Below are 16,777 nucleotides of genomic sequence, written 5' to 3'. Positions count from 1 at the left end.
TCTCAATTCGAGTATTGTAAATAATTACTATGATTTATTTTATAATACTGTCCCATTAATAATCTAATGAGACAGTTTGCATATATTAAATAATTTTACGCTATTTCAGTGTCGCCCTGCAATTGGCAACTACACGCTAAAACATAACCTTCCGCTATTTCTGCTTCGGTTAATGTCATTGTACTTGTGGTTGTATAATTTCCTGACAGCACTTTTGTTTTACAACTTCCGCAAACACCCGCTCGGCAAGCCGCAATAACAGGTTGTTTATTTTGCTCCAGTGCAGATAATAAAGACGTCCCCACTGGGACTTTAAAATCGACCAATCGTTGACGAATTTTTAACGTAAGAATATCTTCACTATCAACAACTTCTGGTTCAGTAGAAAAACGCTCCATAAAGAAATGTTCAGCAGGAACACCTAAATTTGCAGCAAATTGCTGTGCATTTTTCATATAAGGTACAGGCCCACACGTCATCACAATTCGTGAATTAATATCGGGTACTAACGCTTTCAATTTGTCTTCGGTTAAACGCCCTTGAGCAATATCGCCATTATCTGGTGTTTCCGCCATGACACACAATTGCAACCGTTCTGGATATAACCGGACGAGCTTTTGCCATTCCTCAGCAAAAATAACTTGCTTATCATCGCGAACATTGAATAGCACTTTTACATGGGAATTTGGGCGATTCACCATCAGCCAACGTGTCATTGACATAATCGGTGTCACCCCACACCCAGCAGCTAACATCAAATACTGCGAGTTTTGTAGATTGGCACAGGTGAATTCCCCTTGTGCTTCTGAAAGCCAAAGGTAGTCACCTTCTTTAACTGAGCGTGTTAGCCAATTTGACCCTTCTCCATCGTCTAACCGCCTGACAGTAATGGAAATAAAACGACTTTGTCCCGGTGATGATGAAAGAGTGTAAGCACGCATGACATCATCACTATTTTTAATACTGACCAAGGCATATTGACCGGGTGAATATGTATAAAAATCATGATTGATAAGGTTGATTGTCCAGACATCTGATGTTTCTTGAATAATAGAATGAACTTGCATTCTATTTGGACATAAACTACTTGGCATGGTCATCGCGCTACTCCTTTAAAGGGGGTCGCTGCCCCCATCTTTCACATCGTTTTTAAGCTTTTTCTATCGGTTTATTGATCATGCAGGTAAAATTTCTGCCAGATCTTGCTCAACTGTTGTAATACTTCGCATGCCAAATTTCTCATTTAACACATTCAATAAGTTTTCAGTTAAGAAACCAGGCGCTGTTGGGCCGGTATAAATATTTTTCACACCCAACGCTAATAATGTTAAGAGGATAACAATTGCTTTTTGCTCAAACCAAGACAGAATCAAACTCAATGGTAAGTCATTAATACCACAACCAAGTTTCTCTGATAGATTCACCGCAAGCATAATGGCAGAGTACGCATCGTTACATTGGCCCACATCCAATAAACGCGGAAGCCCTTCTAACGTACCAAAATCTAATTTATTAAAACGATATTTACCACAAGCGAGTGTAAGGATTAAGCAATCTTCGGGTACACTACGCGCAAAGTCCGTGTAGTAGCTACGCTCACCGCGGCTACCATCGCATCCACCAACGAGGAATACGTGACGTAATTTTTTCTGTGAAACTAAATCAATCACCGCATCTGCCGCACCGAGTAATGTTTGACGACCGAAGCCAACTGTAATTTTGTGTTCGATTTCGGTATACGGGAAACCAGCTAGCGACTGAGCTTGAGCAATCATTGCAGAAAAATCATCGCCCACTAAATGTTTTGCACCCGGCCAACCCACAATACTACGCGTCCAGATACGGTCTTTATAATCACCGACATCAGGGTCAATAATACAGTTAGAGGTCATCAAGATAGACCCTGGGAACTTAGCAAATTCCACCTGCTGGTTTTGCCAACCGCTACCATAGTTACCGACTAAATGCGCATATTTTTTCAGCTCTGGATAACCATGTGCTGGCAGCATTTCACCGTGGGTATAAACATTGATACCCGTACCTTCAGTTTGTTCTAACAACATTTTTAAGTCTTTCAGGTCATGACCTGAAATTAAAATACACTTCCCTGCGACTGGACGAACGTTAACTTCCGTTGGTGTTGGATGACCAAATTCGCTCGTTTCACCTGCATCCAAAATTTCCATGATCTTGAAATTCATCAGACCAATAGCCATCGCATTATCAAGCAGCTCATTCATATCTGATGGCAATGTTCCAAGCCAAGCCATAATTTCATGGTATTGGCCATAAACCTCATTATCATACTGACCTAAAACATGGGCGTGTTCCATATAGGCTGCCGCCCCTTTTAGGCCATATAGGCATAACATACGTAAACCGTGAATGTCTTCGCCGACATCAGCTTTATCAATATCTAATGAAAATTGAGCCGCTTGTGCCTGTAGGGTTGGAATGTCAGTCCCATTTAATTGCAAATTAATTAATGGATGATTGAAAGCCACAACACTATTCACAGATTGACAATGTTTGATTAATTTATCACGCAAATAAATAGCTTCACGGGCATAACCGATAATACGTTCTGAATCAAAGTTGACGTTAGTTAAAGTAGAGAAAAATGCGCGCGGAGCAAAACTATCAATATCATGGTCAATAATACCCAGCGAGCGAGCAGTGACTGCGCTTGCAGATAAGCTTTGCAATACAGCAACTAATAAATCTTGAAGGTCAGATGTTTCTGCTGTTTTACCGCACATACCCTGCGCGTATGCACAGCCATTTCCAGCTGGAGTTCTAATTGTTTGTTCACATTGCACACAGTACATGTTGTTAGCCTCTTAAAGTTGCATTTCAAATACAACATTAAGACTACGCTCTTTATTAGAATAAAAAAGTGGAATTATTCATTATCTAATGGTTTATTGATCTATATTAATATTCATTGCAAATGAGAACTATTCACAGTAATGAAAGTATGCTATTCGTGCTGCTGTTTTTTGTATTTCAGCTGCCTTGCTTAAATACACTATTTTGCATTTTATTTTTTTCCTGATACCGTTCTTACGGTAACTCTTGTTATACTTACCTATAAGTGTTTGTTATTCCATCGTATAAAGAGAATCCAATAAAGATGAGCCAGGTAAATTCAGCAAGTAAATCTATGATAAAAAGCCGGTTACGGATTTTTAAACGGTTAAAAGAATCAGATAAAACACCTGTAAAAATCTTACTACTCGCGGCACTCATTGGTGCTGCGGTCGGTCTTATCGGTTCTCTATTTGAAATAGGAACAACTTGGATTAGCAACTATCGCGTTCAATCAGTGAGTGAATGGGTTGCTCCAAAATGGCTGATGGTTGTTGGGATGTTTTTTATCTCGGCACTTCTTGCCATGTTAGGCTATTACCTAGTTAAACGGTTCTCCCCTGAATCGGGTGGGTCTGGGATCCCCGAAATTGAAGGTGCATTACAAGATTTGCGCCCCGTAAGATGGTGGAGAGTCATCCCAGTTAAGTTTATTGGTGGATTAGGGACATTGGGTTCAGGCATGGTGTTAGGGCGCGAAGGGCCAACTGTACAGCTTGGTGCGAACCTTAGCCAAATGTTTTATGATTTATTTCGTTTAAAAGATAATGAGTCGCGCCATACCTTACTTGCCTCTGGTGCTGCTGCTGGTTTATCTACAGCATTTAATGCCCCTTTAGCTGGCATTTTATTTATTATTGAAGAAATGCGCCCGCAATTTAAATATAGTTTAATTTCAATTAAAGCGGTATTTATCGGTGTTGTTACCTCCACCATTGTCTATCGGTTAATTAATGGGGAAGCTATTATATTAAATATCGGTCAATTCTCCTCTGCACCGATGAATACTTTATGGCTTTATTTAATTTTAGGATTAATGTTTGGTGTCATCGGTATCTGTTTTAATGGTTTTTTATTGTACCTACAAAGTAAATTTTTAGCATTTTACCAAAATAAAATTTCTCGCTTTGTATTGATGGGCGGGCTAATTGGTGGGGCTTGTGGTGCAATTGGCGTTTATCTACCTGAAATTGTTGGTGGCGGCTATTCAGTGATCCACCAGATGGTTGCAGGGCAATTTACCATCACTTTATTATTCATATTTTTTGCTTTACGGTTTTTAACTTCGACGATTAGCTTTAGCTCTGGCGCTCCAGGGGGTATTTTCTCCCCTTTACTCGCCCTTGGTACCTTATTTGGTGGTGTTTTCGGCTACGCTGCCCTCGAAATATTCCCTAATTACCAAATTGAAGTGGGGACTTTCGCTATAGCAGGCATGGGAGCATTATTTGCCGCAACCGTCAGAGCACCATTAACTGGGATAGTTTTAGTTTTAGAAATGACAAATAACTACCAGTTAATCTTACCGATGATTATTACCTGTATTGGTGCCACAATGATAGCCCAATTTTTAGGTGGTAAACCGCTATATTCTGTCTTGCTCGAAAAGACTTTAGCCCGAAGCGAAAAAGAAACCGCTAATTCCGCCGCTAGCAAACCTTAACGATTAGAAATAAAAAAGAGTTGCCACCCACGGCAACTCTTTTACTAAGATAACCTATGCAAGTCTCTTACTTACTTTTTCCGTGCAATGAGTGTTGCAAAATTTAATTTAATACGATTACCTTGTGAATCAGTGCGGTGTAAATGACCAGGGTTTTCGTTATATTTTAAAATATCCCAATCCTTATAATACCCTTCTAGCTCCCCTGGTTTTAAGAAGCATTTAAATGGCACTAAATCCAGCGGTGCATCTGGCGTTTCAACGGCACACACAATAACGTTAACTCCCCCTGGCAGGGTATGTTCTTGCATATTAGTAATAACATTGGCGATTTTTTCTCGCTGCAAGAACATTAGCACGACAGTGGAAATGATAAGTTCGTAGTTCTCTTGTATTTGGTGACTATTAATATCATAAACAGCCGTATGAATATTCTCTACCCCAGCTTGTTTTTTAACGAAGTCAATTGCTTGGATATGCTGAGGGTTGATATCTACCGAGGTTACGTCATAACCCTGTAAGGCAAGATAAAAGCTATTTCGGCCTCTTCCCGAACCTAAATCTAATGTTTTACATGGCTTACTAAGGTGGTTCTCACACAGGTAACGCACTTCTGAATGTGGAGTCGTTAACCCGTGTTCTTTATAAAATTTCAGTTCTGGTTTGCATAAAAAAGCCAATTGGCATTCCATGTCATCACTACAAGCAGAAATACGATGCCAAACTTGAGGTTCGATAATAGGCGGCTGGTTATGAATATCAAAAGTAAAATGTTGTTCGCTGCCATCCTCATTAAAAATGATAAAATCTAAAGAGCCTTTTAGCACTTTCAACTGTGCATATGTATCTTCTTTTGTATTATGACGCTCTTGGAACATTAACGGTAAAGACGCTTTATTCCAAACCGGCATGGTTTTGTAACACACGAGATTATTCATATCATCACCAATAAGTTGCATTTTAAATACATCTTATACCGTTCGTTTGCTATCTGCAAAACATTCATGGATAAATTATCGAGGACTTGATTCATATCAACCCCCTATAGATAAAGAGGGCTGATACGCGCTATAGGATAAGTTAGTAACCTAACTGTTTCGCACTTAACCCTAAGAATTCAAAAGGTTTTGTAACCACATATTTATTGGTCGCATCCCCCGAATAAATATGGCTCTGCTCTTCACCCAGATCCAACTTTTTCACTTGTCCAGTTTCTGCTGAAAAATCAATTTTTGCCAAATCAGTCCAAAAAATATTTGGCGTCAATGCAGATTCAAAAAAATAGAGCTGACGTTTATGGTCAACTAATGTCCGCCAACGCGTTGACGATATTTCAGGTGAATTTTCGGACGTCAATCCGTAAGGAACAGACACATTACGTACGACACTGAAAACACTGGCGACCGCTTTATTAGGCGTTGTTTTCTGAGGAATTGCATTAATATAAAATTGCGCACGAGCAAATCTATCAGCGGAACGGTTTGTCCCCGGTAGCATGACAGTACCACCAATCCCTTGCCAATATTCCTGCATTGCTAATTGCTTCTCATAAGTAGGCGAATTAGTCATAACTTGATACTTGCGACTATGATGAATGACCTGCTTACCATCAATATATTCAATAATTGCGCTATCGCCACTCGCATCTGATAATGACAAATGTAAAGTCGCTAACCTATCTTGCCCAGGAACATTATCCGTTGCCACGACCAGTGGATTTTTTTCTAACGCTGCAACAGCCTCTTCCACTGTCGCATAATTATCTAGCACATATTGTGCCCATAGCGATATCGACAACGCAGGTTGCTTATTATCTACTTGAGGGTATTTTGATTCAGCAAGCCATAATAAATTGGCAACTAGACCTTCTTCGTTCACTCCATCAGTTGTTGAAATATCATAACCTGAGGCGATCACACTACCGTATTTTGATTTCCATTTTAAAGAGTTAGGTCCTGCAATGCCATCACGCTCCATGCCTCGAGGAAAGATCCATAGATTAGTGCCTATATCGTATTTCCAATCCATTGTTCTTCCGGTCATTATCTGTTCATTTTCACCTAAATAAACAACCCGAGTACAAGCTTGACTTACTGCAATTGGCATTGATATCGCAGCCGCAGCGGCAAGTGCGATGATACTTTTCTTAATAAATTGCATGCCATCTCCAAAATAGTTAAAAATAAATTTATATAATAAGCATACTACATAAATACGAACTATTTATGCTCAAATAATAATGCATTAAAAAAAGTGCGATTAACGCTATGAAATGTAATACTTAATGACACAAAATGGTACCAATATTAATCAGCACCATTTTGCTAAAAAGAATTAATTATTTACTGATGAAAATAAAGAACGTAACAATGCCGCTTTTTTCGGATTATCTGGAATAGATAATATTTCATCATAAAAACTAATAGAAATACGGCACGCTAGTGCAGGTGATTTCTTCCCTGCTTCTAAATTCCCAAGAATTGCAGTATCTTCACCATACTTTGCAGAAAGCCCACTAGCAAGTTGGGTTAATTCCTCAGAATATTCTGTCGGGGACATTAACGCCTGTTTTACACCCGCTTCACTTGAAATTAAAAGTTCATTGGTTGCCTGAATTTGTTTCAACAAAACAGCTTGGCTTTTTTGTGGTGGAATAATTTCTGCTGTTTCTCTCAAATGCGGAAATAGTGAATAAAAACACGTTTTTCCCGTTGGGTCTTCTTCCAATAAGATTTTTAGGTAATCATTAACTCTGCTAGTAAAGTTAATCACGGAGTCATCAGAGGCATATTCCATTCGCTCTAGTACTAACTTCATGACATTCCCGACTACTTGGTCAAACAGTTGACGGCGTAAATCTTCATTAGTTGGGTCGTATTGTGTAATTAGATGCTCAAAACTTTGATAGGTTTCAGGGCTTATTTTCTTAACCGTCGCGATAATCGGTAATTCTTTTTCAACTTGAGCAAGTGCCTCTGAATGAATTGCACTATTATTTTCTGTAGATAACACATTGTTATCTTTACTTAACCAATAAAAACCGAATGCAAATGCAATAAAAATAATGCTAACAATTAATGCGGTTTTACGTGAGTTATTTGTATTCAAAGTTACCCTGCCTTTTCTTGTAAAACGGTTCCCCACAAACACTTTCAAGCTACTTATATACTGTAGAACCAATTGCATATAATGCCATGGCATCTAAAACCGATAATATTCACGTATCTAAAGTGTTAATGCCACGAATTGAACGATAAAAAGTAATAATGCTTATTTTAGCTTGTATTAAAGTCGTCTAGCTATAGGAATAAGGGAAATTGCGAGGTTCAGACGGGGGAATTTGCCACAAAGAAACAATTTATAATACGCTGGATATAAAAAAACCTCCAGCACTCGAAAGCCTGAAGGTTTTTTATGATAAAAATCTTATTTAACTTGAACACCTTCAACTGAAATCAACAGTTGTGCTTCTTGAGATTTAGGACCCAAATCAGATTTGATGTTAAATTCTTTTAACTTAATATTACCTTCTGCTTCAAAACCTGCACGGTATCCACCCCAAGGATCTTTACCTTCGCCCATTAATTTAGCGTCTAATGTAATTGGCTTAGTGACACCATTTAAAGTGAAATCACCAGTGATTTTGTAGGCTTCACCGTCTTTCTTCACTTCTGTTGAAACGAATTTCGCTTCAGGGAATTTGGCTGCATTTAAGAAATCACCACTGCGTAAATGTTTGTCACGCTCTGCATGGTTAGTATCAATGCTACCTGTCTTAATAGTAACTTCGACTTTATCTTTTGATGGATCTTTTGCATCATAAGTAAAAGACCCATCAAAGTCTTTAAAACTACCATATACCCAGCTATAACCTAAATGCTGAATACGAAATTCAATAAACGCGTGTTGGCCTTGCTTATCAAATTGGTAAGTTTCTGCTAATGCTGAACCTGCCGTTAAAAAAAGTGCACCAGTAGCCAGACCAAGAACCGTTTTCTTCAACATAATTATCTCCACGTTACTTATCGGGGTTAAAACCCAACATTCTTTTTAATGTAATATCACGATCAAAAAAGTGATGTTTAAAAGCTGCAAAAGCATGCAACACTGATAATAGAACCACTGCCCAAGCTAAATATAAATGAACTTCACCTGCGGTATCTGCTTGTGTCGCAGCACCGGTAAATAGTGCAGGAACATCAAACCAACCAAACACACTAATAGGTTGTCCATCAGCGGTTGAGATTAAATAACCACTGATCAAAATACTGAATAAAATAATATAAATCAGAATTTGAACAATAATAGAGCTAGCTTTCGTTAATTTACTGTAGCTTGCTAATGGCTTCGGCGGCGGTGAAATAAATCGCCAAATCACACGAAATGCCATAACAATAAATAATAATATTCCTATACTTTTATGTATCTCAGGAGCTTGATGATACCAACTATCATAATAGCCTAGTGTCACCATCCATAAACCTAAAGCGAACATTCCATATACGACAATTGCGACTAGCCAATGTACGAGCAAAGAGATATGCCCATAGCGGCTTGCATTATTTTTCCATTGCATGATAAAAACCATTTAGAGAAGAAGGTAATATTTTATTAACTAAGCCGTAATAATCATAAGGTGAAATTAATTTTATTCCTATCCCAAAGTTAAACAAATATTTTGTTGAAGACATTCAAATACGATCAACATAATGAAAAATAGATTACTATTTGATTTTGTCTAGTTTTAATTATAAAAGTTGAATAAAGATTCTTCCACTTTTGTAAATGGTCGTAACTAAATACTTAGTTCATTTATTTATTAATTTCAATTAAATCTAGCTTATTCCTAATAGATATAAGCTATTTTCGATAAAATAACATTTGTAGGTCTGCCTTTTTCCCCATACATTGGTATTCGTCCTTTTAACATTGCGCGAACTGACTGATAGGTTAAATACTATGTATAAACTTTGGATAGCAAATAAAAACTACTCTTCATGGTCATTGCGCCCATGGGTTTTACTAAAGGTATTACAGATCCCGTTTGAAGAAAATTTGTGTTTATTTGAAAACGGTAAAAGCAGTCATGAGAAATTCAGTCGTTTTTCCCCTACCGGTTTAGTCCCTTGTTTAATCGATGAAAACCAAACAATATGGGATTCATTAGCCATTTGTGAATATATTGCAGAAGACTTCCCGCAAGTCTGGCCAAAAGATCGCAAAGCCAGAGCATGGGCTCGAAGTGCTAGCGCAGAAATGCACTCAGGTTTTAGTGCGTTACGCCAGCAGTGTCCGATGGATGGTGCTCATAATGCACCACTTAATAATATTTCAATTGAATTACAAACTGACTTAAACCGCTTGCAGAAACTATGGCAGGATGGGTTGAACCAATTTGGCGGCCCTTGGCTTGCGGGCAATGAATTTACGGCTGTAGATGCCTTCTTTGCACCCGTTGCCTTCCGAATCCGCAGTTATCATTTACCTGTAAGCCCAGCGGCTAAACAATGGGTTGACCGAGTTTTAGTTTTGCCTGCAATGAAAGAATGGCATGACGCAGGTTTACAAGAACCGAATATTGAGCATTAATAATAGGCGAATAGGGAGGCATTATGTGCCTCCGATTTTATTTGATTAGTAAAAAATCACCTGCTCGAACATCAAAATTAATATTTAATCAATTTGTCGGCTATTCAAGCTACAGTCGGTTATTTAACAGACAAACAGCAGCTATAATTTTTCATCCCATGGGTCTGCTGTCATAATATCGCCAAGTGGTGTGTGTAATGTAACCTGTTCATTTTTAAACCACTCTGCTAATGAAAACCCACCCTTCGGCGTTTCAACATGGATATCGATTGGGCAATAGGGTGTATTCGCCTTAATAGCAAACTCAGCAAAATCTTCTTTTTCTTGAGGGTTCGGACAGCGAATGACCACATCAAGGTCGCAGTCTGACAACATACTTTGGATATCTGTCGCTAAAGTGTAAGCACAGCTGCCTGTGACTCCCCATTGCCAAGGCCATTTAGTTTGCGAAATGATCCATAAAACCTGCACAGGTGGTAAAGCAATAAACATTGAACGTTGTAGTTCCACCGAATTTGCCACCAAGGATTCCACATTCATAATATGCGTGATTGCCGATTTTTCAATTTGTGTCGTGATGCGTTGGTGTGGCTTAATTCCTCGAATTGCGACAGTCAGTTTATTCTCATCCGCTTTATTTCGATATACCGTCAACGGTAATTTACTGTTCCATTGTGAGCCAACCCATTCAGGAAGCGATTCTATCGCGACATCATTATTACTGCTGACCCAAACAAAATCATGAGGATTGATTATTTGCATTTTATTACCTTTATGATTGCTACGACTGCTCTTCCCTATTATGCCTTTTTTGTCACATAAAAACAGAATATCAATACTAACAACGCCACTGATACCATTTAATGGTAACTTGTCATAAATACTGAGTGATTGCCTTGAAATTTCACACCGTATAATATTTAATTACGTTATTAATTAATGAGTTAAGCTTCTATTTACGAGCATCGAATTATGAGAACGTTTCCTGCTATTCATGATGGGATTATTTTTACCAGCTGTATGTTTTTTAGTGCCGCAACTGCTTTTGTGATTTTAGATGCGCAAGCAGCGATGTGGGCGACATTCTCAACACTGTATTCATTTAATTTATTCAATGCAGCAAAAGAATATAAAAACTATGCTTACACCGCTTGTTGTTTATTGATGATTTTAGTGGCTATTTTTATCGGTGATACCCTGCGGCTTGGTACGGCGTATTATATTTATCTCGCCATTTTTTCGTTCATTTATTACCAATTGTATGGCACAGATCCCGCAATGGATTTAACGATGAAGTTTATGATTATCATGTCGACAATTGGCACCATTTTACCTGATATATCAAGAAGTTTGGCGTTAGGTTTTATTATTGGCAGTGGAGTAACGCTAATCACGTATTATCTCCTTAGTCATAAAATGACACGCCATAGCGTTATTACGAGTGCTTTAGTTGAACAAAATTTGTTTACGTTGAGAAAAAATATTATTCCCCGTTCGATGATTTATGCTTTAGGGCTATTACTCGCACTTGCCATTCCACGCAGTATAGATCTAGGGCACTTTTATTGGACATTATTGACCTTTGTTTTTGTATTGCATCCAAAATCACAAAGCATCGTTAAAATTACTTTGCAGAGAGTCTTAGGCAGCCTTATTTCTGTTTTATTGCTGTATTTTTTATTCAACCTACCACTTATGCCATACATCGGTTTAATTGCAGTTGTGGTATTCGCCTTTTTAATGCCAATGAGTTTTCATCATGGATATACGTTTATGACATTTGTCGTGACAAGCTTAATTTTATCCATTCTTGAGCTCGTTATATATTGGCGTCACCCAACCTATGAATTATTGTTTGACCGCGTTCTTGAAACCGCCTTAGGAGGAACCATCGCCATCATGACGAGTATTATTTTAAAGTTATTTAGAGAAACAAAATAAAATTAAGCATATTCCCCAATAAGAACGTCTGTTCTATACTCAAAAAAGAACACATTGGGAAAAGAAGTCTTAGTCCTAAAGCCTAGCCCTATCAGTATCATTATTCTTGAGTGTGACATTCAAGCAAAGAGGAACTGAAGATGAAAATATCGATTATTGGCGCAACAGGTTTTGTTGGCAGAGCATTAGTTGCTGAAGCGCTACTTCGGCATCACCAAGTAACAGCGATTTCTCGTCATAGTAATCAACTATCTCAACACGCTCACTTAATCACCGCGGCTGGAGATATCACCGATATTCCATGGTTAACCTCTCGGCTAAAGGGGCAGGATGTTGTCATCAGTGCGTTTAATGGCGGTTGGCAGAACCCTAATTTGTATCAAGATACTGTTGCGGGTAACCTCGCAATTTTACATGCTGTACAAAAATCCATGGTCAAACGGTTCATTGTGGTGGGTGGTGCAGGAAGTCTAAAAACCACTGCAGGTATTGATTTAATTGACTCCCCTGATTTTCCTGCTGAAATAAAGCCTGGCGCCCAAGCAATGAGAGAATTTAAAAACCAATTACAATCCATTGATTCATTAGATTGGACCTACGTTTCTCCTGCCGCCATGCTTGAAGAAGGAGAAAGAACAGAAACCTTCCGGCTTGGCGGGAATCAATTATTAATGAATGGTAATACTCCCGCTAAAATTTCTGTTGAAGACTTTGCAGTTGCTATTCTTGATGAAGTGAATAATTCACAATTTATTCGCCAACAATTTACCGCAGCCTATTAAGTTTAAGCATAAAAAAGCCGGTAAATAGTTACCGGCAAAGATAGATAACAGAACTTAATTCATTCACATATTGCTGTTTTTAACTTACTTTTCACGATGTTTCGCTGCATAGATTTCGCTGTTCACCCAGTTATGGTCTTTTTCCCATGTAAATAACCATTTACGTGTTGGTCCCGCCATCACATTAAGGTAATAGTTATCATAGCCAGCCACTGTCGCCATTGGGTGATACCCTTTTGGTACCATAACAACATCTTTGTTATATACCGCCATGCACTCATCTAACTCGCGGTCGTCAGTGTAAACACGCTGCATACAAAAACCTTGAGATGGATTTAAACGATGATAATAGGTTTCTTCTAGATAAGTTTCATTGGGTTCATTATCGGTGTCATGTTTATGGCTTGGATAAGAGCTGGTGCAGCCTTCATCTGTAAAGACCTCCACGACTAATAAGCTATCAGCGGCTTTATCATCCGGTAAAATATTATGCACGTAGCGCTTGTTATAACCATGGCCACGTTGCTCTGCACCAATATCATCTGGACCAATTAAACGTGTTGGATAGGTGCCCTTTCCTTTAGCACTGCAAACGGCCAATTCAAGATCGGTATCTGCGATGACCTCAGCAAACTCTTGGGCTGTCACATACACAGCATAGGGTTTTTTACGTTCGAAAGGATCCATTCGGTCGCCAATGTTTTCAAACGTTTGATTAGTTGTTTTAATCGTCGCTTTACCTGCTACTAAGACTAAGCACATTTCATTTTCAGAAGCAGGTAAGGAAATAGACTCACCTTGTTTTAATTCGTAAACATCAAAGTGAACATAACCCCAGTTAGCGATTTGTGGAGTGATATGCTGAGTACGCTTATGTGCATCTGGAGCATGGTATTTCGACAATAATTTTGACATAACTTTCCTCTGACACTTTTTAGATTCTAGATAGGCAATTCTTTTTAGTCACTAACCGTTTCATCAATCAAATAGTTCAGTTTGTGGCTAGGCGGCTAGCGCACCAATCCCTAGGAGCATACACAAGTATGTGACTAGGGGGGGTAAGCGAAGCCAACAACGCCACAGACTGAAATATGACGACGATTTAGATTAAACCCGCATCCTTAGCAAACTTAGACAAATTGTTGTAACCCAATGTGGCATAAGTTAATGGATGCGCAATCGCAGGGTCTTGCTCTGCTTCAACCACCAGCCAGCCATTTTCATATTGGCTATTTTTCAATACCTTAAACACGTCAGGATAGTTAACGCAACCATCACCCGGTACCGTGAACACACCGGCTAATACGGCATCTAAGAAGCTGGTTTTACGGTTTTTAACATCTTTTAGGACATCTGCACGGACATCTTTGCAATGTACGTGATTGATCCGTTTTGCCCAACGTTTAGCCACTTCAACCGGGTCTGCGCCAGCAAAGGTTAAGTGGCCAGTATCTAGCAATAAACCGACCTCATCGCCCGTGTGCTTCATTAGGTTATCAACATCTTCTGCTGACTCAATCACGGTTCCCATATGGTGGTGATAGGCGATTTTCACGCCTTGAGATAAGGTATATTTCGCGAATTCGGTCAGTTTCTTACCGTATTCTTCCCATTTATCGGCTGGGAACAATGGACGCATATGAACAGGTTTGTTTTGGTCGCCATGAATACAGTTGGTCACTTCTGCAAACACCATCACTTTAGCGCCTAAATCACGCAGTAACGCTAAGTGCCCTTGTACCGCTTCAATTTCTTCTTCCACGCTGCGAGATAATAGTTCTCCCGAATACCAGCCTGAAACCAGTTGTAAGTCATGCTGTTTTAAAATCGGCCCTAGAATCTCCGCTTTGCGTGGAAATTTATTACCTAATTCAAAACCAGCGAAACCTGCTTGACGGCCTTCAGTTAAACATGTTTCTAGAGATGTTTCTGCCCCTAAAGTGGGTAAATCATCATTCGTCCATGTCAACGGGTTAATACCAAGTTGGATTGCCATGATGAAGCTCCTGTGTAGGTAAAAGTAATATTATTTACGCTGACGCCATAGGGCTATCAGGTTTAAGTAATTAGTTTTGATTTTCTGAACCAGCTCATCGTCATTGATTTCACCTTTCATCCACTCCAACGAAGGCTTACCAAATAAGGTACGACCAACAGCAAATCCTTTGACGATGGATTTTCCAGCTGCGGCATTAAAACCCGCTTGTAACTCAGCTTGTGGCGCATCAAGCCCTAAGAGTACGACACCGCGGCAATATGGGTCACGCTCTTGAATTAATCGGTCAACCGCATCCCAATTTTCTGCTTGTAGTGGTGGTAATTTCCACCAATCAGGCTTGATACCTAAGTTATAGAAGCGTTTGATTGCGCGTAAATACAGCTCATCATTGCGTTCCATATCTGCGGGTAATATCACTTCAAGCAATAATTCATGCCCTGATTGGCAGCAAGCGCTGTAAACTTCTTGAACTGTTTTTTCTTGCTCTAAACGCAGGGGATGGTTGTCTTCTGGATGGAAAAATACCAAACATTTCACAATATGCTCTTTTGGCCAACTGATCAGCTGAGAACCGATATTGCCATGTTCTAAGCACAATGGTCTTGATGCCGGTAGCTCAATTGGACGGCCTATCCACCAACCACGACCAGTCACGTCATTCAATACGTCTTGGCCAAAGGTACTGTCGCAAAGTAGCCCTGCTTTACCTTGTAAATTTGCTTCTTGCGCCACTTCACTACTGGCACGGAAAATCAATTTCTTCAGATAAGGAATACAAGAAATATCAGCACCAGCATTACGAGCCATATCAACAAATTGGATGCGATGGTCGAATGCCATAACACAGAGCTCATTCCACTGTGTGCGACGTGAAGTCACTCGATGTAAATGGTTGAGTATAGGATCGAGATCTGGACGTGGTACTGCCGCAGCACGTTCAAGGTAATTATCTAACTCGATTTTTGTTGGCATTGCAGGCGCACAGCCATGGCGAGAAACCACTAAAGCCCCACAAGCGTTCGCATAAGCACAGGCTTTTTCCCAACCATCACCGTTTAAATAACCGCGTAGTAGACCAGACATAAATGCATCGCCAGCACCTAATACGTTAAGTACTTCAACTCTGACACCATGAACAGTGATCCCTTCGTCCAAGGTTTCGGGGATTGCACCGCTAAATACGGAGCAGCCAAGAGAGCCACGCTTGCATACTAGTTCTGCATCCGTTAATTGACGGATATTTTTAAGGGCTTGAACGGTATCCGTTGTGCCACCAGCAATGTGGAACTCTTCTTCGGTACCTACAATCAGGTCAAACTGCGATAATACTTCTTGTAGCTGCGCAGTCACGCTATCAGACGCAATAAAACGCGTTTCACCATCACCGAGAGACGTTAACCCCCATAAGACTGGGCGATAATCGATATCAATGGCTGTTTTGACGTTATTATGTTTAGCATATTCCAACGCTTTCAATACCGCCGCGCGGGTTTTCGGATTAGATAAATGCGTTCCTGTAATTGCCAAGCAACGCGCGGATGCAATATATTCTTCCGTAAAATCATTTGGCGTAATCGCCATATCTGCACAGTTATCACGATAGAAAATTAATGGGAAAGTATCCTGATCTTTGATCCCTAAGATAACTAATGCCGTTAATCTGTCTTTGTCTGTAATAAGATGGCTGGTATCACAGCCTACCCGCTGTAATTCCTCACGTAAAAAGCGTCCCATGTGCTCATCCCCCACACGGGCAAGCATTGACGATTTTAATCCTTGTATTGCAGTGCCGAATGCCACGTTTCCAGAAGAGCCGCCTAAATATTTGGCAAACGAACTCACATCTTCTAAACGAGAACCTATCTGTTGTCCGTACAGGTCAACGGCAATACGGCCCATACAGATAACATCTAACTTCTTCTGCTTATCCATTAA

15 protein-coding genes are annotated in these 16,777 nt (G+C 39.6%); 4 read left to right on the top strand and 11 right to left on the bottom strand.

The features are described 5' to 3' along the window. Positions 1-95: 95 nt before the first annotated feature. Both hcr and hcp read right to left on the bottom strand, forming a co-directional pair. A complete protein-coding gene (hcr, locus tag ACU696_RS08225; protein ID WP_110732108.1) occupies positions 96-1,100 on the bottom strand; it encodes an NADH oxidoreductase in 1,005 nt (334 codons plus the stop codon). Between the two features lie 75 nt (positions 1,101-1,175). After that, positions 1,176-2,828 carry a hydroxylamine reductase gene (gene hcp / locus ACU696_RS08220; protein WP_004913261.1) on the bottom strand — a complete coding sequence of 551 codons (1,653 nt, stop codon included), beginning with the start codon at positions 2,826-2,828 and terminating at the stop codon, positions 1,176-1,178. Between the two features lie 305 nt (positions 2,829-3,133). Here hcp and clcA point away from each other — a divergent pair, with 305 nt between their 5' ends. Beyond that, positions 3,134-4,531 (top strand): H(+)/Cl(-) exchange transporter ClcA, encoded by a 1,398-nt coding sequence (gene clcA, locus ACU696_RS08215; protein ID WP_004913264.1) that lies wholly within the window; start codon positions 3,134-3,136, stop codon positions 4,529-4,531. A gap of 71 nt (positions 4,532-4,602) precedes the next feature. Here the strand turns inward: clcA and tehB are convergent, their stop codons facing one another. The 5 genes from tehB to ACU696_RS08190 form a co-directional block, all read right to left on the bottom strand. Next, a complete protein-coding gene (tehB, locus tag ACU696_RS08210; RefSeq protein WP_004913269.1) occupies positions 4,603-5,490 on the bottom strand; it encodes an SAM-dependent methyltransferase TehB in 888 nt (295 codons plus the stop codon). A gap of 121 nt (positions 5,491-5,611) precedes the next feature. Then, complete coding sequence (locus tag ACU696_RS08205) at positions 5,612-6,691, bottom strand: linear amide C-N hydrolase (protein ID WP_109912705.1); 1,080 nt, start codon at positions 6,689-6,691, stop codon at positions 5,612-5,614. Between the two features lie 174 nt (positions 6,692-6,865). Further along, complete coding sequence (locus ACU696_RS08200) at positions 6,866-7,639, bottom strand: hypothetical protein (protein ID WP_004913275.1); 774 nt, start codon at positions 7,637-7,639, stop codon at positions 6,866-6,868. A gap of 318 nt (positions 7,640-7,957) precedes the next feature. Continuing rightward, positions 7,958-8,536 (bottom strand): YceI family protein, encoded by a 579-nt coding sequence (locus tag ACU696_RS08195; protein WP_042851639.1) that lies wholly within the window; start codon positions 8,534-8,536, stop codon positions 7,958-7,960. Positions 8,537-8,549: 13 nt separating this feature from the next. Then, complete coding sequence (locus ACU696_RS08190) at positions 8,550-9,107, bottom strand: cytochrome b (RefSeq protein WP_004913280.1); 558 nt, start codon at positions 9,105-9,107, stop codon at positions 8,550-8,552. Positions 9,108-9,490: 383 nt separating this feature from the next. Between ACU696_RS08190 and ACU696_RS08185 the strand changes: the two genes are divergently transcribed. Next, positions 9,491-10,120, top strand: a complete 630-nt coding sequence (locus tag ACU696_RS08185; RefSeq protein ID WP_109912706.1) for a glutathione S-transferase family protein — start codon at positions 9,491-9,493, stop codon at positions 10,118-10,120. A gap of 141 nt (positions 10,121-10,261) precedes the next feature. On the opposite strand, the gene ACU696_RS08180 is transcribed toward ACU696_RS08185, so the two are convergent. Further along, complete coding sequence (locus ACU696_RS08180; RefSeq protein WP_004913285.1) at positions 10,262-10,882, bottom strand: malonate decarboxylase holo-ACP synthase; 621 nt, start codon at positions 10,880-10,882, stop codon at positions 10,262-10,264. Positions 10,883-11,092: 210 nt separating this feature from the next. Here ACU696_RS08180 and ACU696_RS08175 point away from each other — a divergent pair, with 210 nt between their 5' ends. Next, a complete protein-coding gene (locus ACU696_RS08175) occupies positions 11,093-12,061 on the top strand; it encodes an FUSC family protein (RefSeq protein WP_004913289.1) in 969 nt (322 codons plus the stop codon). Between the two features lie 140 nt (positions 12,062-12,201). Next, a complete protein-coding gene (locus tag ACU696_RS08170) occupies positions 12,202-12,843 on the top strand; it encodes an NAD(P)-dependent oxidoreductase (protein WP_004913290.1) in 642 nt (213 codons plus the stop codon). Between the two features lie 84 nt (positions 12,844-12,927). On the opposite strand, the gene iolB is transcribed toward ACU696_RS08170, so the two are convergent. The 3 genes from iolB to ACU696_RS08155 all read right to left on the bottom strand — a co-directional run bounded on the left by iolB (position 12,928) and on the right by ACU696_RS08155 (position 16,774). Next, positions 12,928-13,758, bottom strand: coding sequence for a 5-deoxy-glucuronate isomerase (gene iolB, locus ACU696_RS08165; RefSeq protein ID WP_004913292.1), 831 nt, complete (start codon positions 13,756-13,758; stop codon positions 12,928-12,930). Positions 13,759-13,945: 187 nt separating this feature from the next. After that, positions 13,946-14,839 (bottom strand): myo-inosose-2 dehydratase, encoded by an 894-nt coding sequence (gene iolE / locus ACU696_RS08160; protein WP_004913294.1) that lies wholly within the window; start codon positions 14,837-14,839, stop codon positions 13,946-13,948. Between the two features lie 30 nt (positions 14,840-14,869). Then, positions 14,870-16,774 carry a bifunctional 5-dehydro-2-deoxygluconokinase/5-dehydro-2-deoxyphosphogluconate aldolase gene (locus tag ACU696_RS08155; RefSeq protein ID WP_109912707.1) on the bottom strand — a complete coding sequence of 635 codons (1,905 nt, stop codon included), beginning with the start codon at positions 16,772-16,774 and terminating at the stop codon, positions 14,870-14,872. Positions 16,775-16,777: the final 3 nt, after the last annotated feature.

It is taken from the genome of Providencia sp. PROV_01 (assembly GCF_053098325.1).
This window is presented reverse-complemented; position numbering and strand designations above follow the sequence as displayed.

What these genes read in the sequence shown, in the direction of transcription:
- clcA (WP_004913264.1), top strand. Translation starts at nt 3,134, where the DNA reads ATGAGCCAGGTAAATTCAGCAAGTAAATCTATGATAAAAAGCCGGTTA.
- ACU696_RS08180 (WP_004913285.1), bottom strand. Translation starts at nt 10,882, where the DNA reads ATGCAAATAATCAATCCTCATGATTTTGTTTGGGTCAGCAGTAATAAT.
- ACU696_RS08155 (WP_109912707.1), bottom strand. Translation starts at nt 16,774, where the DNA reads ATGGATAAGCAGAAGAAGTTAGATGTTATCTGTATGGGCCGTATTGCC.
- ACU696_RS08170 (WP_004913290.1), top strand. Translation starts at nt 12,202, where the DNA reads ATGAAAATATCGATTATTGGCGCAACAGGTTTTGTTGGCAGAGCATTA.
- tehB (WP_004913269.1), bottom strand. Translation starts at nt 5,490, where the DNA reads ATGCAACTTATTGGTGATGATATGAATAATCTCGTGTGTTACAAAACC.
- ACU696_RS08205 (WP_109912705.1), bottom strand. Translation starts at nt 6,691, where the DNA reads ATGCAATTTATTAAGAAAAGTATCATCGCACTTGCCGCTGCGGCTGCG.
- iolB (WP_004913292.1), bottom strand. Translation starts at nt 13,758, where the DNA reads ATGTCAAAATTATTGTCGAAATACCATGCTCCAGATGCACATAAGCGT.
- hcr (WP_110732108.1), bottom strand. Translation starts at nt 1,100, where the DNA reads ATGACCATGCCAAGTAGTTTATGTCCAAATAGAATGCAAGTTCATTCT.
- hcp (WP_004913261.1), bottom strand. Translation starts at nt 2,828, where the DNA reads ATGTACTGTGTGCAATGTGAACAAACAATTAGAACTCCAGCTGGAAAT.
- ACU696_RS08175 (WP_004913289.1), top strand. Translation starts at nt 11,093, where the DNA reads ATGAGAACGTTTCCTGCTATTCATGATGGGATTATTTTTACCAGCTGT.
- ACU696_RS08190 (WP_004913280.1), bottom strand. Translation starts at nt 9,107, where the DNA reads ATGCAATGGAAAAATAATGCAAGCCGCTATGGGCATATCTCTTTGCTC.
- ACU696_RS08185 (WP_109912706.1), top strand. Translation starts at nt 9,491, where the DNA reads ATGTATAAACTTTGGATAGCAAATAAAAACTACTCTTCATGGTCATTG.
- iolE (WP_004913294.1), bottom strand. Translation starts at nt 14,839, where the DNA reads ATGGCAATCCAACTTGGTATTAACCCGTTGACATGGACGAATGATGAT.
- ACU696_RS08195 (WP_042851639.1), bottom strand. Translation starts at nt 8,536, where the DNA reads ATGTTGAAGAAAACGGTTCTTGGTCTGGCTACTGGTGCACTTTTTTTA.